Annotated in this window: 20 protein-coding genes; 9 read left to right on the plus strand and 11 right to left on the minus strand. The window is 43.8% G+C overall.

What is annotated here, in order from left to right; translation table 11 throughout:
* Positions 1-62 precede the first annotated feature (62 nt).
* The 4 genes from GY843_RS07365 to GY843_RS07380 form a co-directional block, all read right to left on the minus strand.
* Positions 63-779, minus strand: coding sequence for a YebC/PmpR family DNA-binding transcriptional regulator (locus GY843_RS07365; RefSeq protein WP_297308082.1), 717 nt, complete (start codon positions 777-779; stop codon positions 63-65).
* A 119-nt stretch (positions 780-898) separates the two neighbouring features.
* Complete coding sequence (locus GY843_RS07370) at positions 899-1,669, minus strand: DUF6498-containing protein (protein ID WP_297308084.1); 771 nt, start codon at positions 1,667-1,669, stop codon at positions 899-901.
* 166 nt (positions 1,670-1,835) lie between these two features.
* Positions 1,836-3,512: an HAD family hydrolase gene (locus GY843_RS07375; RefSeq protein WP_297308086.1), complete on the minus strand. Its 1,677-nt coding sequence runs from the start codon at positions 3,510-3,512 to the stop codon at positions 1,836-1,838.
* A gap of 159 nt (positions 3,513-3,671) precedes the next feature.
* A complete protein-coding gene (locus tag GY843_RS07380) occupies positions 3,672-4,232 on the minus strand; it encodes a TetR/AcrR family transcriptional regulator (RefSeq protein ID WP_297308088.1) in 561 nt (186 codons plus the stop codon).
* A gap of 88 nt (positions 4,233-4,320) precedes the next feature.
* Between GY843_RS07380 and GY843_RS07385 the strand changes: the two genes are divergently transcribed.
* The 4 genes from GY843_RS07385 (at position 4,321) to GY843_RS07400 (ending at position 7,818) form a co-directional block, all read left to right on the plus strand.
* Positions 4,321-5,469, plus strand: coding sequence for an aromatic ring-hydroxylating dioxygenase subunit alpha (locus tag GY843_RS07385; protein ID WP_297308090.1), 1,149 nt, complete (start codon positions 4,321-4,323; stop codon positions 5,467-5,469).
* A gap of 16 nt (positions 5,470-5,485) precedes the next feature.
* Positions 5,486-6,067: a DUF2141 domain-containing protein gene (locus tag GY843_RS07390; RefSeq protein WP_297308092.1), complete on the plus strand. Its 582-nt coding sequence runs from the start codon at positions 5,486-5,488 to the stop codon at positions 6,065-6,067.
* 11 nt (positions 6,068-6,078) lie between these two features.
* Entirely contained in the window at positions 6,079-6,462 is a 384-nt protein-coding gene (locus GY843_RS07395) for a hypothetical protein (RefSeq protein ID WP_297308094.1), read from the plus strand.
* Positions 6,463-6,612: 150 nt separating this feature from the next.
* Complete coding sequence (locus GY843_RS07400) at positions 6,613-7,818, plus strand: RNA polymerase sigma factor RpoD/SigA (RefSeq protein ID WP_297308096.1); 1,206 nt, start codon at positions 6,613-6,615, stop codon at positions 7,816-7,818.
* A gap of 8 nt (positions 7,819-7,826) precedes the next feature.
* On the opposite strand, the gene GY843_RS07405 is transcribed toward GY843_RS07400, so the two are convergent.
* Both GY843_RS07405 and GY843_RS21020 read right to left on the minus strand, forming a co-directional pair.
* On the minus strand, positions 7,827-9,386 hold the full coding sequence (locus tag GY843_RS07405) for a cryptochrome/photolyase family protein (RefSeq protein ID WP_297308098.1): 1,560 nt from the start codon (positions 9,384-9,386) through the stop codon (positions 7,827-7,829).
* A complete protein-coding gene (locus tag GY843_RS21020) occupies positions 9,386-9,802 on the minus strand; it encodes a DUF3429 domain-containing protein (protein WP_367183815.1) in 417 nt (138 codons plus the stop codon). The genes GY843_RS07405 and GY843_RS21020 overlap by 1 nt, the downstream gene beginning before the upstream one ends.
* Positions 9,803-9,989: 187 nt before the next feature.
* Between GY843_RS21020 and GY843_RS07410 the strand changes: the two genes are divergently transcribed.
* Together GY843_RS07410 and GY843_RS07415 are read left to right on the plus strand one after the other, a co-directional pair.
* Positions 9,990-10,577, plus strand: a complete 588-nt coding sequence (locus GY843_RS07410) for a glutathione peroxidase (protein WP_297308101.1) — start codon at positions 9,990-9,992, stop codon at positions 10,575-10,577.
* Positions 10,561-11,889, plus strand: coding sequence for an AarF/ABC1/UbiB kinase family protein (locus GY843_RS07415; protein WP_297308103.1), 1,329 nt, complete (start codon positions 10,561-10,563; stop codon positions 11,887-11,889). Before GY843_RS07410 ends, GY843_RS07415 begins: the two co-directional genes overlap by 17 nt.
* Before the next feature lie 55 nt (positions 11,890-11,944).
* Here GY843_RS07415 and GY843_RS07420 read toward each other — a convergent pair whose 3' ends face one another.
* On the minus strand, positions 11,945-12,340 hold the full coding sequence (locus GY843_RS07420; protein ID WP_297308104.1) for a thiol-disulfide oxidoreductase DCC family protein: 396 nt from the start codon (positions 12,338-12,340) through the stop codon (positions 11,945-11,947).
* A 77-nt stretch (positions 12,341-12,417) separates the two neighbouring features.
* On the opposite strand from GY843_RS07420, the gene GY843_RS07425 reads away from it, so the two are divergent.
* A complete protein-coding gene (locus tag GY843_RS07425; RefSeq protein WP_297308107.1) occupies positions 12,418-13,164 on the plus strand; it encodes an SDR family NAD(P)-dependent oxidoreductase in 747 nt (248 codons plus the stop codon).
* 138 nt (positions 13,165-13,302) lie between these two features.
* On the opposite strand, the gene tal is transcribed toward GY843_RS07425, so the two are convergent.
* Genes tal through GY843_RS07440 form a run of 3 tightly spaced genes read right to left on the minus strand, consistent with a single transcriptional unit; the run spans position 13,303 to position 15,606 of the window.
* On the minus strand, positions 13,303-14,250 hold the full coding sequence (gene tal / locus GY843_RS07430) for a transaldolase (RefSeq protein ID WP_297308108.1): 948 nt from the start codon (positions 14,248-14,250) through the stop codon (positions 13,303-13,305).
* 54 nt (positions 14,251-14,304) lie between these two features.
* Positions 14,305-15,288 (minus strand): tRNA dihydrouridine(20/20a) synthase DusA, encoded by a 984-nt coding sequence (gene dusA, locus GY843_RS07435; protein ID WP_297308111.1) that lies wholly within the window; start codon positions 15,286-15,288, stop codon positions 14,305-14,307.
* A 48-nt stretch (positions 15,289-15,336) separates the two neighbouring features.
* Complete coding sequence (locus tag GY843_RS07440) at positions 15,337-15,606, minus strand: hypothetical protein (protein WP_297308112.1); 270 nt, start codon at positions 15,604-15,606, stop codon at positions 15,337-15,339.
* Between the two features lie 244 nt (positions 15,607-15,850).
* Here GY843_RS07440 and GY843_RS07445 point away from each other — a divergent pair, with 244 nt between their 5' ends.
* Positions 15,851-16,243 carry a diacylglycerol kinase gene (locus tag GY843_RS07445; RefSeq protein WP_297308114.1) on the plus strand — a complete coding sequence of 131 codons (393 nt, stop codon included), beginning with the start codon at positions 15,851-15,853 and terminating at the stop codon, positions 16,241-16,243.
* Between the two features lie 2 nt (positions 16,244-16,245).
* On the opposite strand, the gene GY843_RS07450 is transcribed toward GY843_RS07445, so the two are convergent.
* Positions 16,246-19,098 carry an EAL domain-containing protein gene (locus tag GY843_RS07450; protein ID WP_297308116.1) on the minus strand — a complete coding sequence of 951 codons (2,853 nt, stop codon included), beginning with the start codon at positions 19,096-19,098 and terminating at the stop codon, positions 16,246-16,248.
* Positions 19,099-19,316: 218 nt separating this feature from the next.
* On the opposite strand from GY843_RS07450, the gene GY843_RS07455 reads away from it, so the two are divergent.
* On the plus strand, positions 19,317-19,483 hold a 167-nt coding region (locus tag GY843_RS07455; RefSeq protein WP_297308118.1), incomplete at its 3' end, for a glutamate--tRNA ligase family protein.

Genomic DNA, 19,483 nt, shown 5'->3' on the forward strand with positions numbered 1-19,483 from the left:
TCTTACAAAAAAGCCCGCAGCTCTGATAGAGCATGCGGGCTTTTTTATGTCTGAAATATCAATTAGATTTCAGCGTTATGATAAATGTTCTGAACATCGTCCAGGTCATTCAGCATATCGATAAATTTCTCAAACATTGGCACATCATCACCAGAAACCGGTGATGCATTGTGAGGTACGAATTGGATTTCATCCACGTCCAGATCCAGACCTTCAATGTTATCTGTTAGTGCTTTTTTCGCTTTAAAATATTCAGTATGCGGTGCAAAGACTGTGATTTTCCCATCTTCTGCTTCGATGTCGGTAACATCAACATCTTCCATCATCAGCGCTTCCAGCACAGCATCTTCGTCATCACCATCGAACACAAAGATCGCACTGTGATCGAACATGTGGCTCACACTGCCCTGAGAACCGATCTTACATTTGGTCTTGTTGAAGCAGTTACGCACATCACCAAAAGTACGGTTAGGGTTGTCAGTCAGGCATTCCACGATAACCATGCAGCCACCTGGGCCAAAACCTTCGTAACGTGCTTCAGAGAAGTCTTCACCGCCGCCGCCTTTAGCTTTATCTAAGGCTTTATCGATAACGTGTGCAGGAACCTGAGCTTTCTTCGCACGCTCAATTAAGCCCGCTAGTGCCAAGTTGCCTTCGACTTCGATACCACCGGATTTAGCTGTTACATAGATTTCACGGCTGAATTTACTGTAAACCTTTGCCTTGGCATCAGATGTTTTTGCCATCGACTCTTTGCGGTTTTGATAGGCTCGACCCATTGTGATCTTCCATAGACTGCTTAAAAGGGGAAAATTCTACCGTGTAGCGGCGCGAGTTTAAACCTCAAGGGCTGGGATATTGAAGAGTTTTCTACTAAACGGTTGGCAGCTTTATCAAGCTATCCAGGTAGTTTTCTCTGTTTAGGGTACAGGGCATAGAGTTCGATAACATACATTAGAAGGTCGGCGGCGATCTTTAAAAGCAAAAACAGCAACACACCCAGCATAGTGCCGGCAAACATACCTCCTATGATAATCATCAGATGCATAGGTACTATTCTGGCGTAGGGCAGGAACATCATTGTTCCAATATTAGGTCTTCTGTCTCTATCTTCTCTAATGTCGTCTTTTACGCTCGCCCATTGCTGAACTGCAAATACCAAGGAGAGCAGGATGGTGGAGAACCAGGGCAGGTTTTGCATGTTGTATTGGGCAATGAGAAATATTCCATAGCCGAAATGGAAAAAACCAAAATGAATCAGGAAGAAAATCGCGACCTGTTTTTTAGCTTGCGGAGTTTCTTTTACCGGTTTGCCATTCATCTTAAAGCCACTTGGATCAAACTGTTCCAGATTCAGCATTCTGATGAAATTACCGGCTCCGATCATGATGCTCTGGGCCAGATAGATGGTCATAAGATAGTGCAGTTCCCAGCCTTCAAACAACGCAACTAATAAGGTGATCAGGTTTGCTGCTAGTAACGACCAGACGCCTTTATCTTGTTTCATGACCGCGGAAAAACCAGCAGGATAAGTCAGATTGGATCTAAGGGTAGCTTTTGAGGGGGTAACGTTATTTTGTAGCCCCCTTTGTGAAGAAGCGGATTCAGAAAAAGAGTGGGTGCTTTCTGTTTTATTGGCCTCTTTTATATTGCCCTCTGTTTTATGCACAATGTTGGCCTTAACTTCCTGATCCTGCTCATCTTCATGCTTAGGCAGAAGTCTGTGGCAATGAGGGCAATAAATTGCGCCAGTCTTCTCGATTGTCTTATGACAGTGAGGGCAAGACTTATGCATAGATCGCTCTGCACGGATATTTGAATAGATTTCTAAAAGATTACTTGCTTCTGCATGCGAGCACCATGGCCCAGAACTCAGAAAAATCGTTGACTACGACATCGGGTTTATAGGGGTAACGTTCGGTTCCAGGGAAAATCTTATTTAGCCAAGGTTGATCCCATTGGGCGCCATTAAAGAACACACTGGTAATGCCTGCGGATTTGGCTGCGATAACGTCAGTGGTGCTATCACCTACGTACCAGATCTCTTTCCCTAATTGGCAATTCAGGTTTTCAGCGGCTTTAAGAATCTGATCTGTATGGGGTTTTCGTTGAACAGTATCGTCACCACAGATTTCGGTATCGAACAGATGCGCCCAACCGTTATCAACCGTATTTAACTCGTGCATAAAAAACTCCCGGTCGCGATTTGTGATAACACCAACCACTAAACCAAGTTTGCGCAGCCCTGCCAACATATCAGCGACTTTGGGCTCAAAGGGTAGGGCGGTGCCAAAGTATTTTCGGTAGTGGTCGGTGAACCCTTTATGAGCCAGTTTTTTTGCCACTTCATTATCAGCAAACAATATTTCGAAAATATCAGTGCGGGAGATTTTTCGGTCCAGTTTTATTTTAGGGTGAAGGCTGAGATTATCTCTTACATAGTCAACCAGACGTTGATCATCTGGAGACTTGCAAGAGGCTGAATCCACCAGGTGTTCCAGTAAGCCCAGCTCACGTAGTTCTTTCAACATATCATCAACTGCGTGATACATCGCATCCAAAGTATCCACAAGTGTTGCATGCCAGTCGAACAAAACGACCGAAGGATAAGTTAGCGATGCTATGGCTGGGTGCCAGTCGGGCTCAACGCGTTCTGGTAGGGGTTGGCGCGGGGGTAATCGGGCAGGGCGTTGCTCAACTAGAGTTTGGTCAAAGTGATGTTCTTTACTGTCCAGCACAATATCCAGTAACTCGTCGAAGTCATCCACAATTATCTCAGGGTCAAACTGGTGTTTGGCCTGATTGGAGAAATGTTGTTCAAACCAATGGGGCGACCATAATGCACCGTTGTAGAAAACCCGGGTAACACCAGCTTTGGTAGCGGTCATCATATCGGTCACGCTATCGCCTACGTACCAAAGGTGCTTGTCGGTTAGTTCATTTACAGCTTTGCTAGCCTGTACCATGGAGTCTGCAGCAGGTTTATAACGCCACATCTCATCGCCACATAGAGTGACATCAAAAAGTTCCTGCCAGCGACCTCCTTCAACAGAGGCCAACTCAGGATCCAGAAATTCACGGCTGCGATTGGTTACTACACCAATTTTGATACCCAGCTGCTTTAGATAGGTCAGGTATTCATACATGCCTGCCTGGAACGGTTTTACACTGCCGTAATGGTTCCGATAACAGTCGTTGTAGGCTTTGTGGGCGATCGCGTTGGCTTCGTCATTGTCTCCAAACAGGACCTCAAACACATCGGTACGGGAGATACGCTGTTCAGCGAGAACTCTTGGGTGAAGATGACGGTAAATGCGGATATAGCGAATCAGCTTCTCATCATCTTCAGAATTGGCTTCTTCCTCAGGGAGAATATGACGCACCAGATCAAGCTCATCCAATTGAGCCAGCATATCCTCAATGGCGGCATACATCGCTTCATGGGTATTGACCAATGTGCCATGCCAGTCGAACAGCATCACTTTGGGGTGGGGGAGTACTAAACCATCCATAACCTATCTCCTCATCCAGCAAACAGTGGGCTATAGAGATCAGTATAGTCAGGATCATCGTGGCCAATAATTTAAAGCGGTTTAAATTCTAAAGTTGAGATTCCAGATAATTGAATTAAGTATGTTTATGCCAGAGATCTTGCTCTACTAGCTCTTTGGTTATTCGGATTGAATCCCTTTGAAGAGAGTTTGTATAAGTTGCTGTTCGATTTGCTCTTGGCTCATCATTTTTTGCGAAAGCATCCAGGACGCGCTGTAAAGCATGCTGTCTAAGACTGAGACTATCCAGTCTGGGGTTAAATCTGAATTGAGTTCACCCTCGCTTTGTCCCTGAATTATCCACTGTTTAATCGTACTCATCTGCTTCTCATACAGCTCCAGAAACGTCTGATCAAGTTCCACCAGAGTCCATACCATCTGCAGAAAATGGAAGCGGTCGGCGAGTGGCAGCAAGGATGTGATCATTTTTCGGATAGCGCTTTTACCCTCATATTCACCGGAGAGAATGGGTTCCATCCCTTCTTGAATAAGATCTAATGACTCAATAGCAATGGCGGATATCAAATCTTCCCGAGTAGGGAAGTGTCTATACAGCGTTGCGCGCCCAACATTAGCTTGGCTAGCTATTTCGCTTAAAGACGCATGTGGATTGAGTAGTAACACCTGAAAGCTTGCATCCAGCAGCGCTCGCTGTGATTTTTTTATCCGTCTATCAGTCACGGTTTAATCCTGTAGTGAGACAGTGCTGTATCATAAATGTTCTTCTGATATGATACACGAGTGTTTCATATTTTTTAAGGGTCTGAATATGACAAAACTTTTTGAACAATATAAGGAAGCAGCCAGACAGCCTCTGGGTGATGCATGTAGCTTGCCTTTTTCTGTTTATAAAGATGGCCAGGTTGCAGAACTGGAAGCCGAAAAAATCTTCCATCAACAATGGGTTTTTGTCTGTGCTACAGGCATGTTAGCCGAGGTAGGTAACTATTTTGCCTTTACCCTGGCGGGGGAATCGATTGCTGTAGTGCATGGCAAGGATGGTCATATTCGGGCAATGTCTAATAACTGCAGTCATCGCGGTACACCCTTGTTGTCTTCAGGATTTGGTCACATTGAGAAAAATATTGTGTGCCCTTACCACGCTTGGACTTATGCTGATAATGGTGAACTCAAAGGTGTCCCTTTTGATGCAGCAAAATGTGTTGATAAGCAGAGACATGAATTGCCTAAGTACGCTTTGCAAGAGTTGATGGGGTTATTGTTTATTAATTTGTCTGATAACCCTAGTGATCTCTTGAGCAGTTTGAACGGGATCAATCCTTATCTGAAGCACTATCAAGTTGAGCGTTTTACCCAAGCCTATGGCGGGGCTTGCGAACATTGGAACAGCAACTGGAAACTGGCTGTTGAAAACGGGATCGAGAGTTACCACCTGTTTATGGTTCACCGCGATACGCTGGAGATTAATACGCCTAGTAAGAAAGCCTATTACATTGCCGGGGATGCTAACTGGAGTCTGACGGGTGGTGAGATTGTAGAGAAGCGTAGCGTCCTATCAAAACTGTTCTCTGGCAATACCCCGGAACCGCTTAATCACTATATGCTGATTTTCCTGCCCCCGGGGTTTATCGGAATTCTTACATATGAATCATTTGACTGGATTGCTGTTACACCTGATGGGCCGGAGCATTGCTTTGTTCAAGGCGGAGGAATGGCAGAACATGCGCCCGATAAAAATGATAAAGCTGGTGAAGAATTTGCCGCAGCGTTTTTGCAGGAAGACAAGGATATCTGCGAGCTGGTCCAGAGTGGGATGGGCTCGAAGCACCATAAAGGAGGTACGCTATTGGATGTAGAGCGTATCGTGATCGATTTTCATCAGTATCTGGCTAAGCATTTATTTCAGGTGCCTGTCAGTGGTTTTCATGAAACTGATGCTGCTGAAATGTTTAAATAATTAGCAAGGACGAAACATGATACGTGCCATTCTTTATGCATCTCTGATCTGTGCTGTCATGACTCTAGGTCTGGTGGCTTTAGATCTTCATACAGCCAAGGCAGAACCTTTTTCTGATGCTGTACAAGAACTACCAGGGGGTGAAAAGCAAGCTACGAATAGGTCTGCTGCCCTCAAGACGGGAAATGATCTGGAAGCTAAACCGAGTGAAAGTCAGGTAAGTAAAAGAGCAGAACATGTTAGTGTGACTGCTGTAATCAAAGGGCTTCGAAATTCCAGGGGGCAGATCATCGCTCAGCTATTCGATCAACCGGACGCTTTTAATAATGAGCGTTATGATCAAGGCATCCAAACTATTATCAAATCAGCAGAGAATTTCACTGGAGAACTACATTTCAGTCAGCTACCGCCTGGTGAATATGCGCTGGTGATGTTCCATGATGAAAACAGTAATCACCAGTTTGATCAGACCGGCACTGCAATCGAAGGCTATTCATTCTCAAATAACGTTGGGAAGATGGCCCCGGCTAATTTTTCGCAGGCAGCCTTTCGTGTTGCTGAAGATAAGATACTTATTATTAACCTGATATATCACTAAGGACTGTGTTTATGGCAACTTCAGCACCTAATAGTGTGAAAGTTAACGCTCCTCGCCCTGTAAGTGAGTCGGCTAATACTAGTCAGAACCCATCAACAAATGTAGATAGGGATTTGCCTTGGAAGACTTTCCTTGGCCTGGGCCTAATTTTCATCGAATTAGTGCTCAATACCGGCATTATCTGGGGAGTATTTATGCTTCTCTGGGCTGTGATGGGAATCAGCTCGGGGCAAACCTATATTCTTGAAATATTAGAACGCCGAGCACACCCGATTCTGTTTTGGGTCACCATCCATTTATGGCTATATATTGCGGCTTTCTTCTTTATGAGTAACCCGCATATTTATGCTTTCTGCCAAATGCTGATCGTCAATACCGGGGCCTTATTCAGCTAGGAAATATTCGAGCAGTCATAGAGAGAAATCCTGCCGGCGTCCACACAAATGTCTTAGTACCTCCAGAAGGTTTGCCGCCTGAAAGGGGGGTAAATTTAAGATCTAATAAGGCTTCAGTCGCGTAACTAACAAAACATAGTTAGGTGACACATGAACGATTTAGATTTTGATGGATTACAGATAAATCCCTCCATTAATAATATCTCTGAAGCCACTTCCTTAGATATTTATGGCCAACAGATTTCCAGAATAGAGCTTTTAAGTATTCATGAAGAGAGAACCCTGGGTAAGCAAATGGGTGATGAAATGTCGGCAATTATTTGCGGCATTTGTAATTCTGCTTATGGTTTGGATCAACTGGCAACGGTTATAGAAAAATATCTCCAGAGTTATCAAGGGAGTGACGGTTCAGCAACAAAGCGCTGGAAATATGAAGTTGAACCGACATACCTAGGTAATCTCGCTATCACCCTCATAGATACTTTGTCGGTAATGCTCTTTTTACACGAAGACTCCAAGGACCAAAGTAATGTTAAACGTAATCTTATAACTCTACTGCAAAACCTCTCTCTGGGGCGTCAGCAACTTGTAGAAATTGCTGAGCAGATCATAAAGGATGCACCTCATTTAAAAGCCCACCTTAATCGTTATTACAATCATCGTGCTGAGCTTATTGAGAAGAATCTAAGGCTGGTTTACAGCGTTGCGAGCCGTTTCAAAAGTAGTGGCGTTTCTTATGAGGATCTTATTCAGGAAGGTAACGTAGGTTTACTCAAAGCGGCTGATCTGTTCAATTTTAATAAAGGGTTTCGTTTCTCTACTTATGCTTTTTGGTGTATCCAGAATGTCTTGAAAACTGCACTTCAAAAGAAATATCACACTATTTCCCGGCCAAGTTATCTACAAGAAAAACTCAGCATTATCAAAAATGTAAGTTCACGTTACCTCAATGAATATGGGAAGAAGCCAAGCATTGATGAGCTTTCAACATTGACGGGTATACCTATTGCAACACTAGAGAAGATTAATTCCTTCCCGGAACAACCTGTTTCGCTGAACCAGGGTATCGGAAGTGATGAGGAATCTTCTATGCTGGAATCGCTATTGCCGGATGGAAAGGACAAAACGGAGTCTCTTTCGGAGCAACGGCTCAAGCGCAGGTTATTAGATAGAATCTGTCGAAAATTGTCAGACAGGGAATATTTGGTTTTAAAAATGCGTTTTGGTATCGATTGCAGAACTGAGCACACCTTAGAAGAAATTTCTAATCAGCTTAACGTCAGTATTGAACGAGTCAGACAGTTACAGAAAAATGCTTTAGTGAAACTTCAGGAGTGCGATGATTCTGGGTTTTAGTTTGGTGTTTAATCAGCTTCAATGTGCAGAAGGGAGATCAACTTTTTTCGATTTAATAAGATCGCTTTTTGATCTTCAGGGCTCTTCCTGTTCCAGTGTTTAACTTGCATTGCCAACCGAGGATTTTTGACTAGCCAGTTTTCATTATCGTGAATAAATGCCCAATATAACGTTGTGAAAGGGCAGGCATTTTCTCCGGTTGCTTTGTCTGGTGAGAATGGACATTGTGTGCAGTAATTAGACATCCTGTTGATATAGTTACCACTCGCTATGTAAGGTTTAGACGCAAATATCCCTCCATCTGCAAACTGGCTCATACCAATTGTATTTGGCACCTCTACCCAAGCGACAGCATCTACATACATCGCTAGATACCAGCGATGAACTTCTTGAGGATCAACCTTGCTCAACAAGGCAAATAAACCGGTGACCATCAGGCGCTGGATATGGTGACCGTAGCCGTAATTGAGCACCTGAGAAATACTTTGCTGCAAACATTTCATTTCGGTATCAGCAGTCCAGTAGAAACTAGGTAACTTATTGTTGTGCTCTAGTTCATTCATGGCTCCCCAAGAATCATGGTAGGTCCAGTAGAGCCCCCTGACATACTCTCGCCACCCTAGAACCTGACGAACGAAGCCTTCAACCGCATTAAGAGGTGCTTTCCCGGATTCAAAGGCAACTATCGCTTTGCTGATTACTTCAGAGGGGCTTAGCAGTTTTAGGTTAAGTGAAGAAGATAGCCAGGCATGGTAGAGAAAAGGTTCATTAGTCCACATAGCATCTTGATAATCACCAAAGAGAGGTAGACGTTCTTCAATAAAGTGATCGAGCGCCTTAAGCGCATCGTTTCTGCTTACAGGCCAAATAAAGTACTCTAAATTACCCGGTAGATTCGGCAAATGTGTTTTCACATCAGCAATTACGTTACGGGTAATCTCATCTGCAGGAAAAGTAGGTTGTAACCCTTTATGGCTAGGCCCAGAGCTGCTAAATTTTTTCCTATTTTCCTGATCAAAATTCCATTTTCCACCAAGAGGTTTTCCCGCATCGTCTAGCAGTAGATGGTGTTCTTTGCGTAAAAACCTATACCAATATTCCATTCTTGGTTGTTTAAGCTTGCCAAGCCACTGGCTGAATTGGCCGGACAAGGAGATAAAATGGTTGTCTGGTAGGACGTCTAAAGTAATTGTCAGTTGGGCTGATAGCTTCTTAAGCTCATCCAAAATTCGGCTGTCACCAGGAAGAACTACACGTAGTTGTTCTGGCTTACACTTGTGAATCAGTTCTAACAGGGTTGTTGAAAACGAGTTTTTCTTTTCGTCGATTGTGGAATAGTGAACAGGTAGCTTTTTATTTCTAAGCTCTTCAGCGAAATGCCTCATGGCACTAAAGAAAAGGGTAGTTCTTTGCTTTGATGATAGCTGAGTAACCGATTCCTCTTCGACTTCAAAAAAGGCTATTAAATCTTTATCTGGATCAAATCCGCTCCAAATCTCGCTGTCGTGATTAAGCTGATCACCCAGGATGAGACATAAATTCCGGATAGAGGAACTGTCATGCGGCATTATAGAAAACCACTCGCAAATAGAGCTGAGCCAGCTATGACTGTGAGATGGGTTCTTAATTTCCAGAAAGAGGGCGAGTATGCCTTAGTTAGAAAGCTTTTTTCGTATAGCCAGAGCAAGAGGAATGATAACCCGGCCATTTGAAGGTTAAACACAGCGGGAAATAATACCCAGCACCACCCCCAAAGCATCGCTGTTATGGAAACCCATAAGGTATGTTTTGGTAATTCAACTTGTAAAGATGCCATCCATAATATCCCACCCAGAAAAGAGAAAATCAGCGCTGCGTAACTGATTAACCACAAATCATATTGATTACCATACATGGCGATTGCCAGCGGTAATGCTAAAAAAGGGATCAGGCCTGAATACCCAAAAAGTCTGTGAGTGCGGTTGATTGAATTAGTTTGCAACATAGTGATTAGAAAAATTGGTTAGTGATTGCCTCTAAAGCAGTTCTTATAACCTATACGTAAAGAAAAGATGTTTCGATCATTGGTGCCTTAACCTGACCAGTTGGACTATTCCATCTGATCTGTAGCTATTACTAATCCGGTTCTGTTGTTTTTTCGTAACGAAAATTACATAGAAAAGGAAAAAGATATGAACTGGATAATGTCATCCTCGGTAATGTTAGTACTTACTTGGCTGCTATTCTCTATGGCGGCCCAGGCCAATGAAGTGCCACAACAATCATGCCCTGAAATTCTGAATTACACGTTCAAGCGTTTGGGTGACGAGCGCAAAGAGAATTTATGTGAATCCTACAAGGGCAAACTCCTACTGGTTGTAAACACGGCCAGCAAATGTGCATTTACGCCTCAGTATGATGGGTTGGAGAAGCTTTACCGGACTCACAAGCAAAGTGGACTGGTAGTGTTAGGCTTTCCATCAAATGATTTTGCGGGGCAGGAACCGGGCACTGAAAAGCAGATTCTTAATTTCTGCAGGCTCACCTATAGCGTGGAATTTCCTATGTTTGAAAAGGTACATGCTGCCAAAGCTAATGCAGATCCCTTCTATAGATCTCTAGCAAAAATGGCGGGTGAATATCCTGCGTGGAATTTCCATAAATACTTAATTACTCCAGATGGTCGTTTAATTGGCAGCTTTAAAAGCCACATCAAGCCTGATGATCAAAATTTAAATCAATTGATTAAAGATAACCTACCAAATGGAACAGAATCGTAATCTTAAAGAGATCGCTGTACCGGCTTCGCGGGCTGCTAGATTAGGTAAGCTTGGAAGTTTGGCTGGACGAATTGCAGGGAATTTATTAATCGATGGCGGTAAGGAGCTTGCCAATGGGCGAAAGCCAAAAGTTAAGCAACTGTTACTTAACGAGAAAAATATTCAGGATCTGGCAGACCAGTTAGCCACCATGCGTGGGGCTGCGATGAAAGCTGGTCAGATGCTTTCTATGGACACAGGAAGTTTATTACCACCGGAACTAGCAGCTATTTTGGATAGGTTAAGAGCAGATGCTGTGATTATGCCGTCATTGCAGTTGATAGAAGTATTAGAGAAGAACTGGGGTGAGCAGTGGCAAGATCAATTTGAACGCTTTAGTTTTGACCCTATAGCCGCTGCATCCATAGGCCAAGTTCACAAAGCCAAAACGAAGTCAGGTTTAGAGCTTGCTGTTAAGATTCAATACCCAGGGGTTAAAAAAAGCATCGATAGCGATATTGATAATGTCTTCTCACTTCTTCGAATGAGTGGCATGGTTCCTAAAGAGGTTGATCTTTCCCCTCTGGTCGATGAGGCAAGAAACCAACTTAAAGAGGAGGCCGATTATTACGCAGAAGGCCAAAAAATTCGCGAGTACTCAGAGCATATAAACAGCTTTAGCAAACGAGAAGAACTGCTCTTGCCAGAGTACTACGACAGTTTTTCAACCGAAGAAATTCTCTGCATGAGTTTTGTATCAGGGCAAAGTTTAGAAACACTGAGATACAGTTCACAGGAAGAGAGAGATAGGGTCATTTCGTTGTTGATGGAGCTGTTTTTTGCTGAGTTTCTTGGATATGGCTGCGTTCAAACTGATCCGAATATGGCCAACTACCTATACAACGCAGACTCCAGGCAACTTGCATTACTTGATTTTGGAGCGACGCGTACATTTTCGAGCACCTTCAGAGCACAGTACTTGAATGCATTATTGGCAGCATCGGAATCAGATAGACCCCGTTTAGGTGATGCACTTTATGAGCTGGGCTTTTTTAATCAGGGGCTAGAAGTGAAAAATCTAGAACCGATCCTTGATATCTTTATCCTCGCTACAGAGCCATTACGTTCTGATGGTACTTACGATTTTTCAGGGTCAGATTTGTCGTCACGAATAAAAGACAAGGGCATGGCGATAAGCAGCAGCCCTGATGCCTGGCACACCCCACCACCCGATGTTTTATTTCTGCATAGAAAAATGGCTGGCCTGTATATGTTGGCTTCACGTTTCAATGCAAGAATAGATGTAAGAACACTTTTTCAAGAGTACGTCTAAACACACTTATTTAGCTTGAATGTAAGTGGCTGACTTAAATGATGACACATGAAAACTAATCGCTATTGCGACATTTATTACCTTCCGCCACAGAACATTGCTGCTTGCTGAAGCGCCAGTCCGCAAATCTAACGTATAGGTAATTTAGAGGTTTGTTCAGACCCCAAAACTTCAGTGTTCTGCTTAGATATCTGTAATAAGGTAGTTGGAGCCAAAGCATCAAAAAAGCGTCTACGCCTATGACAATCTTCCCTTCGTAAGAGACTGCATGGAGGCGCTTCATAGCTTGATCGTAAGAGATACCGTAGTAATCCAAGAGAGCAACATCATTGCTGATATCACACCATATCAGGTTTTCTGCTTTATCTAGTTTGATGTAATGGCTGATCTCTTTTTTACAGAGAGGGCAGCTTCCATCATAAAACACAATTGGTTTGTTATTGGTCGACATTCTTTTCTCCTCTACCAAATATAGATACGTAAAGCTGACAGTGATCGGTTCATCGGTATGGATCGTATGTATGAATTATGAGTAGATTTGATAGATTTCCTGATTCGCTGCAAATCGTTGTTATCGGTGCAAACGGTGGGATAGGTAGCGCCTTAATAAGAGAATTACTTCTTGAGCCTAAAGTAGGGAAGATCTTCTCTTTTTCTCGTTGTCATGAAAAACACTCGGTTTGCCACGATAAATTAATCCATGGCTATTTAGATCTGGAAAACGAAATCAGTATCCAACAACTGGGTGCTACCTTGTCAGGGGAGAGGCTCGATATTGTTTTGCTGGCGACGGGTGTGTTGCATGGTGAAAGCTTTCAGCCCGAGAAGAGCCTTCGTGACTTGAGCCTCGACAAGTTAAATAAGCTTTTTGCGATAAACACCTTTGCTCCGGCCTTAATTGCGCAGCAGTTGTTACCCCTTCTAGCTAAAAAAGGACCTGCTGTATTAGCTGCACTGTCAGCAAGAGTGGGTAGTATCGGTGATAACCGCTTAGGTGGTTGGTACAGTTATAGAGCAAGTAAAGCTGCCTTGAATATGTTGCTTAAAACCATATCTATCGAGTCAGCCAGAAGTCGACCTCAAACTGTAATATGTGGCCTCCATCCAGGTACCGTGGATACTGCTTTATCCGAACCTTTTCAGCGAAATGTTCCTGAGAAACAGCTGTTTAGCCCTGAGGTTTCTGCATCCCATTTATTAGATGTTATCTCGGCGTTACAAACTCAAGATAGCGGAAAAGTTTTTGATTGGGCTGGGAAAGAAATACCGTATTGATAGAAGATCTCAGCTTGGACACAAACAGTTCTAGATTTAGAAAACTTTGATGGCTTACAAAATCTTGGAGAGGGTAGAGGCTGACCATCTACTTCATGGCAGATGATCAGCTTTTATAAATTGCGTCTTTTGTGGGTTTTACAATTCAGACAACAGCTTTTCTAACTTAACCTGGTCAGCAGCAAAGCTACGGATGCCTTGTGCTAGTTTTTCCGTCGCCATTTCATCTTCGTTCATCATCCAGCGGAACTCAGACTCTGTGAGGGACATACGGCCTTGCTCAGATGCTGCAGACTCTATAGACAGCTTAGTTGGTAGTTCTGCACCAGATTCTTCCAACTCTTGCATCAATGCTGGTGCAATCGTCAGGCGATCACAGCCAGCCAGTTCCTGGATCTCGCCGATATTGCGGAAGCTCGCACCCATTACGATCGTTTTGTAATCGTTGGCTTTGTAGTAGTTGTAGATGCTTGTTACCGATTGAACACCTGGATCGTTTGCTCCGGTGAAATCACCTTCTTGATTAGCTTTGTACCAATCCAGAATTCGACCTACAAATGGGGAGATCAGGTAAACACCCGCATCTGCGCAAGCTGCCGCTTGGGCGAAGCTAAACAGTAGTGTTAGGTTACAGTTGATACCTTCCTGTTCCAGCTGGCGAGCAGCCTGAATACCTTCCCAGGTAGAAGCGATCTTGATCAGAATCCGTTCTTTACCAATACCGGCTTCTTCATAAAGGCTGATCAGTTTACGAGCGCGCTCAAGGGTTGCTTCAGTATCAAAAGAGAGGCGCGCATCCACTTCTGTGGAGATACGACCTGGAACAATCTTCAAGATCTCTTTACCGATCTCAACTGCGAGGCAGTCAGTCATGTTATCCAGAACTTCCTGCTCACTGCCGCCCTGGTTGTTAGCCCACTCTTTAGCGGTAACCAGTAGCTCTTTATACTGCGGTAATTCAGCTGCTTTCAGAAGCAGAGAAGGGTTGGTTGTAGCATCAACCGGTTTAAAACGTGCTATAGCTTCGATATCGCCAGTATCGGCAACAACGGTTGTAATCTGTTTAAGCTTTTCTAACTGACTCATCTTGTCTCTTTACCTAAATTATCCGCTACGCGCTATCCAAATTTAATCAACTTTTTAATCAGATACGCGTTCTAGTGCCTGAAAGAGTACATCAATTCCGGCTCCGGGTTTATGCGCATTTTCGCTAATAAAGCGTCTGAACTGTTTTCCGCCACGCTGAGCATGAAATAACCCAAGCATATGGCGCAGAATATGATTGAGAGGCGTGCCCTGTAGCAACTGTTTTTCGATATAAGGAACCATCGCCAGAGCAGCGCCTTTGCGACTGATCTTTTCTTCAGTACAGCCGTAAAACTCTTGATCAACTTCTGCTAACAAATAAGGGTTTTGATAGGCTTCACGGCCCAGCATTACACCATCGACATGTTGCAGATGTGTGTGACATTCCTCAATTGTTTTTATACCGCCGTTGATATGAACTTCAAGCTCAGGGTATTCCTGCTTGATACGATACACCCACTCGTATTTTAGAGGGGGGATATCTCGATTCTCTTTAGGGCTTAACCCCTGAAGAATAGCTTTACGGGCATGGATGATAAAGACATTACAGCCGGAACCTTGAACTGTTTCTACGAAGTTAACCAGTTCATCGTAACTGTCCATATCATCGATGCCGAGGCGGTGTTTGACTGTTACTGGGATCTGTACGCCTTCCTGCATCTTTTCCAGACACTCAGCAACCAGTTGTGGGTGAGCCATCAGGCAGGCGCCGATCATATTGTTCTGTACTCGGTCACTAGGGCAACCAACGTTCAGGTTAACCTCATCGTAGCCATATTCTTCGGCCATTTTTGTGCATTGAGCAAGTTCGGCTACATTACTGCCGCCAAGCTGAAGTGCTACTGGATGCTCTTCCTGATTGAAACGTAGGAATCGTTCAGGCTCTGCGTGAATCAATGCGCCGGTGGTCACCATCTCGGTGTAGAGAACAGCATGACGACTGAGAATTCGATGGAAGTAACGACAATGTCTGTCGGTCCAATCCATCATGGGTGCAACGGTAAAGCGTCGATCGAGAGAATCTTTTGATGCGGTCATTTACTACTGAAACTATAAATTAAAGCCGCGATTATATACTGTCTCGGGTTATAGCGCTTCATCAACCGGTTTTATCTTGAGCGGATTACTACTCTGCTCCAGCTCATCAAGTAGGGCTTTTCCCAGATGAATGGACATCTCACTCCAACAATGGATGCTGAGTTCTTCCTGTTCATCTTCTGAAAGGCGAACGGCTGGGTTTATTTTGAGTATTTTGAGCGAGGATATATCTCGGTCATCTGATTGGAGGTCGTAGGTAACTTCCAATTTCAGGTTATTACCAGCCCTGTACAGGGTGTAACTAGTGCTGTAGTGCATTCCTTGGCGCTTCTGTCTGATTCTTCCTCCCTGTAGCTTAACTTCTTTTGTTAGACGATGTAAACCGTGGCCATATTCTTGTCAGTAACGGGCTACTTGGCAATTGAATATTGCAGAAATTTTGCTTGGGTTATTCATGAAATTTTTATTGTGAGATGGGGATGATTATTGAGCCCGGCGTTGTATAAATGCTAGCCTTGCTTTCTAGCATTTAGCAGCCCCTAAAATAAGGTTTGTACCCTCTATGAGTGAGCAGGAAAAAGGTTTTACAGGCAAAAATACCGGCTTTAAACGTTTTTACCATGCAACGATTTATTCCTGGCAGGGCTTAAAAGCTGCTTACTCGCTAGAACCTGCCTTTAGGTATGAAGTATGGGGAAGTGCTGTGCTTATTCCCCTCGCTTTTTTTATAGCAGAGTCACCTATGCAGTTAGCCGCTTTAATCAGCACCTGTTTGTTGGTCATGGCGTTTGAACTGGTTAATTCAGCTATCGAAGCAGTGGTTGATCGTGCGGGTACTGAGTTTCACGAACTAGCTGGATTGGCTAAAGATCTTGGCTCAGCTGTTGTTATGGTTTCATTAGCGATAGGTGCCTTGATATGGGGCGCTGTGTTGTGGGAAAACTATCTGCTCTAGCGCTAATCGTTATCCTGAGCAATCTTAGTCAGAATGTAGATAAGCTCCGTTCCTTTTTCATCCAGTTCTTCGATCATAGACAAGGCCTTGTCTAATTGGCCTTTATTGGCGAGGTTGACCATTTTCGAAGCGTGTTCATGTACGTCTGTGTGTATCTTCCTTAAAGATTTAAACAAGGAATGTGATCCGTATCGATATTGGCCTATGCCTGTCTGCCAGCAACTGAATTGGCAATCTTCTCCATCCAGAAGAGGTTGTTTCCTTTGCATATTGGAATGCAGATAGTCTTTGATTTTTTCCAGCCAGATTTGATGAGTGAAGATCGCAACATTCAGATCATATGCTCGGGTTTGGCTGAATTGCTGATTCTGCAAAGTCGTCCATGAACTTTTTCGACTGAATTTTTCGTACCAAGGGAATATCTGATCTGCAGGCATGGGTTTGGCGATGCCGTAACCTTGAGCATACTGGCAACCCAGTTGCAGTAGCATAATCCCCAGCTCAATACTTTCTACCCCTTCCGCAACCACAGGTCTGTTAATTGCCTGTGCCAGACGTATTACCCCCTCGACTATGTCCTGATCCTGAGGGTTTTTCAGCATATCGCAAACGAAGTTGCGATCTATTTTAAGAATACTGATAGGTAGTCGATGGAAATAAGTGAGTGAGGAGTAACCTGTGCCGAAATCATCCAGTGAGAACTGGATACCTAGTCGAGTGCAGGATTCCATTAACTCCGCTACCTGTGATGTGTTACCGATAGCGCCAGTTTCGACAACTTCCAGTTCCAGATTGTTAGGAACATCTTTGGGGTATTCTTCAAGGAGAGTATGCACATGGTCGCAGAAGTTTTTTTGTTGCACATTGCGAGGACTAATGTTGACACTGATAGGAAGGGTTTGCCCTTCTTCTCTCCAGCATATGTGTTGATCCAAAGCCGTTTTAAGTACCCACTCGTCCAGTGCTACTTCCAAAGGAGATCCTTCGATCAATGGCAAAAATTTCCCTGGTTGCAGGAATCCTTTTGTTGGATGGTTCCAACGAACCAGAGCTTCAACTGAAGCAAGGGTACCATCTTGAAGATTGATTCTAGGTTGGTAATACAGGGTTAGTTGGTTTTCAGAAATAGCTTGCTCAAACTCATTTAGCGCGTTGCGATAGGCATGTACTTTTTGATCTTCAACCGGATCAAACAGGCAGTACTGATTTTTCCCGGCTTGCTTAGCTTTATACATAGCCTGATCGGCATGACGAATTAGAGTGTCTGGATCCGATCTGTCATGTGGATAGATTGTTGCTCCGATACTGCCCGAAACACGCAATCGCTGTTTTTCTATTTCAAAGGGTTCTTCAATGGTGTGGAGAACTCTTTGAATAATCTCCTCAGCTTGGTAGATAGAATCTAACCCTGTGAGCATGAGAATGAATTCATCGCCACCTAAACGTGCCAGGGTATCTGTATCACGCAGTTCTTTTTCCAGTCTTCGGGAGAACTCAATCAGAAGCGCATCACCAATTTCATGACCGTACCGGTCGTTAATTGGTTTAAATTCATCAAGATCCAGATAACAGATAGTAAGAATATCTTCTGTTCGATCTGCCATAGAGATAGCTTGATGAAGTCGGTCGGATAGTAATACCCGGTTGGGTAAATTGGTCAGCAAGTCATGGTAGGCCATGTGCTGCATTTTCTTTTCAGCCTGCTTGCGTTCGCTGATATCTCGGCTGGTGGTAAGGAAAAAGTTGCCATCAGACTCCTGAATATAACTGGCGGTAATTTCAATAGGGATTATATGGCCGTCTTTGTGTTGATGCCTGTCTTCGAATGGAACGCCGTTTTCAGCAATAATTCCTGGTACACGAGCCAGCCAGCTGCCTAGGTCGTCTATAGCTGTGCTCACATCCCAGACATAGAACTGTTTCATCTCCTCTTCGGTGTAACCAAGGTTGTTATATGCAGCGAAGTTGGCATCAACAATTTTTGCTGTGTCGGCGTCTACTATAAAAATACCATCCGGGCTGTGGTCGACCATGCTTTCTAGTCGGTCAAGTTTCATCTCGTAAAGGACGCGTTCTGTAACATCCTGAATAGTACCTACAAAGCGAATCGGTGATCCATCTATCGCGTATACAGCTTCTCCCTGTTCTTCAACATATTTAACTTTGCCATTGATCAATAATCGGTGGCTGATTTGATAAGCTTCTCCTTCATCCACAGATTGATGGTAAGCATCGTGGACTAACGCTCTGTCATCAGGGTGTACCATTTCCAGAAATGAGGCGTAACTGGGTGAAAACTCGGCAGGTTCCAGTTCAAAAATTGCATAGACCTGTTCTGACCAGAAGAGTTGGTCCTTTCCAAAATCAAGTTCCCAACTGCCTACTTTTGAAAGATGCTGTGCTGTTTTTAGCCGTTTTTCACTACTGAATAATTGTTCCGCCTGTCTGTTTCGTTCTGTGATGTCATGGGCAATGCCCAGAACACCGATGATGGCACCTTCATCGTCATGGATTGCAGTTTTGGTGGTTTCCAGAAAAACTTCCCTGCCATCTGATGCATAGGTTACCCATTCCTCATTGACTGTAGGCACCTGACGGGCCATAGCATTCTTATCATGGGCGCGGAAAAAATCTGCAAGTTCCTTTTCAACAAAGTCGTAATCCGTTTTTCCGAGGATCTCCTCTTCCGTGGCACCGAATAAAAGCTCAAATTCCTTGTTACACGCCAAGTAGACGCCATCTTGATCTTTCATCCAGATCAGGTCTGGAAGGTGCTGAATAAGCGTCTTTAGAAAACTACGTTCGTTTTCTAGACGTTTAATAATTTGAGGCTGGACGACAGGGCTGGAATTCATCAGGAACCAATAAAATACTAATATAATTTTTATTATGCTGGTGTGCGCACCAGTATTCAGTCTAGGCACGGAATGCCGGAGTATCAAAAGATTGTCGATAAATTCATTGCTAGGTTTGTTATGGGGTGTTTTTTTCCAATGACCGCTGGCTGAGTTCTGGTCGCTGAGTATATAATTCGGGCCATTCATAAATTTCATTTTTATCCTCAAGGACACCAATGACGACCGTTCGTACTCGTGTTGCGCCTTCTCCAACAGGCGATCCCCATGTAGGTACTGCCTATATTGCGTTGTTTAACTTGGCATTTGCCCGTCAGCATGGCGGTCAGTTTATTCTGCGTATTGAAGATACAGACCAAACTCGTAGTACGGCTGAGTCTGAACA

It is taken from the genome of Neptuniibacter sp. (genome assembly GCF_024231755.1).
Taxonomy (GTDB): domain Bacteria; phylum Pseudomonadota; class Gammaproteobacteria; order Pseudomonadales; family Balneatricaceae; genus Neptuniibacter.

Bases quoted from the DNA above. Each gene is read 5' to 3' on its own strand.
- GY843_RS07365 (WP_297308082.1), bottom strand. From the start codon at position 779: ATGGGTCGAGCCTATCAAAACCGCAAAGAGTCGATGGCAAAAACATCT.
- GY843_RS07375 (WP_297308086.1), bottom strand. From the start codon at position 3,512: ATGGATGGTTTAGTACTCCCCCACCCCAAAGTGATGCTGTTCGACTGG.
- GY843_RS07385 (WP_297308090.1), top strand. From the start codon at position 4,321: ATGACAAAACTTTTTGAACAATATAAGGAAGCAGCCAGACAGCCTCTG.
- GY843_RS07390 (WP_297308092.1), top strand. From the start codon at position 5,486: ATGATACGTGCCATTCTTTATGCATCTCTGATCTGTGCTGTCATGACT.
- GY843_RS07395 (WP_297308094.1), top strand. From the start codon at position 6,079: ATGGCAACTTCAGCACCTAATAGTGTGAAAGTTAACGCTCCTCGCCCT.
- GY843_RS07400 (WP_297308096.1), top strand. From the start codon at position 6,613: ATGAACGATTTAGATTTTGATGGATTACAGATAAATCCCTCCATTAAT.
- GY843_RS07405 (WP_297308098.1), bottom strand. From the start codon at position 9,386: ATGCCGCATGACAGTTCCTCTATCCGGAATTTATGTCTCATCCTGGGT.
- GY843_RS21020 (WP_367183815.1), bottom strand. From the start codon at position 9,802: ATGTTGCAAACTAATTCAATCAACCGCACTCACAGACTTTTTGGGTAT.
- GY843_RS07410 (WP_297308101.1), top strand. From the start codon at position 9,990: ATGAACTGGATAATGTCATCCTCGGTAATGTTAGTACTTACTTGGCTG.
- GY843_RS07415 (WP_297308103.1), top strand. From the start codon at position 10,561: ATGGAACAGAATCGTAATCTTAAAGAGATCGCTGTACCGGCTTCGCGG.
- GY843_RS07420 (WP_297308104.1), bottom strand. From the start codon at position 12,340: ATGTCGACCAATAACAAACCAATTGTGTTTTATGATGGAAGCTGCCCT.
- GY843_RS07425 (WP_297308107.1), top strand. From the start codon at position 12,418: ATGAGTAGATTTGATAGATTTCCTGATTCGCTGCAAATCGTTGTTATC.
- tal (WP_297308108.1), bottom strand. From the start codon at position 14,250: ATGAGTCAGTTAGAAAAGCTTAAACAGATTACAACCGTTGTTGCCGAT.
- dusA (WP_297308111.1), bottom strand. From the start codon at position 15,288: ATGACCGCATCAAAAGATTCTCTCGATCGACGCTTTACCGTTGCACCC.
- GY843_RS07440 (WP_297308112.1), bottom strand. From the start codon at position 15,606: ATGCACTACAGCACTAGTTACACCCTGTACAGGGCTGGTAATAACCTG.
- GY843_RS07445 (WP_297308114.1), top strand. From the start codon at position 15,851: ATGAGTGAGCAGGAAAAAGGTTTTACAGGCAAAAATACCGGCTTTAAA.
- GY843_RS07450 (WP_297308116.1), bottom strand. From the start codon at position 19,098: ATGAATTCCAGCCCTGTCGTCCAGCCTCAAATTATTAAACGTCTAGAA.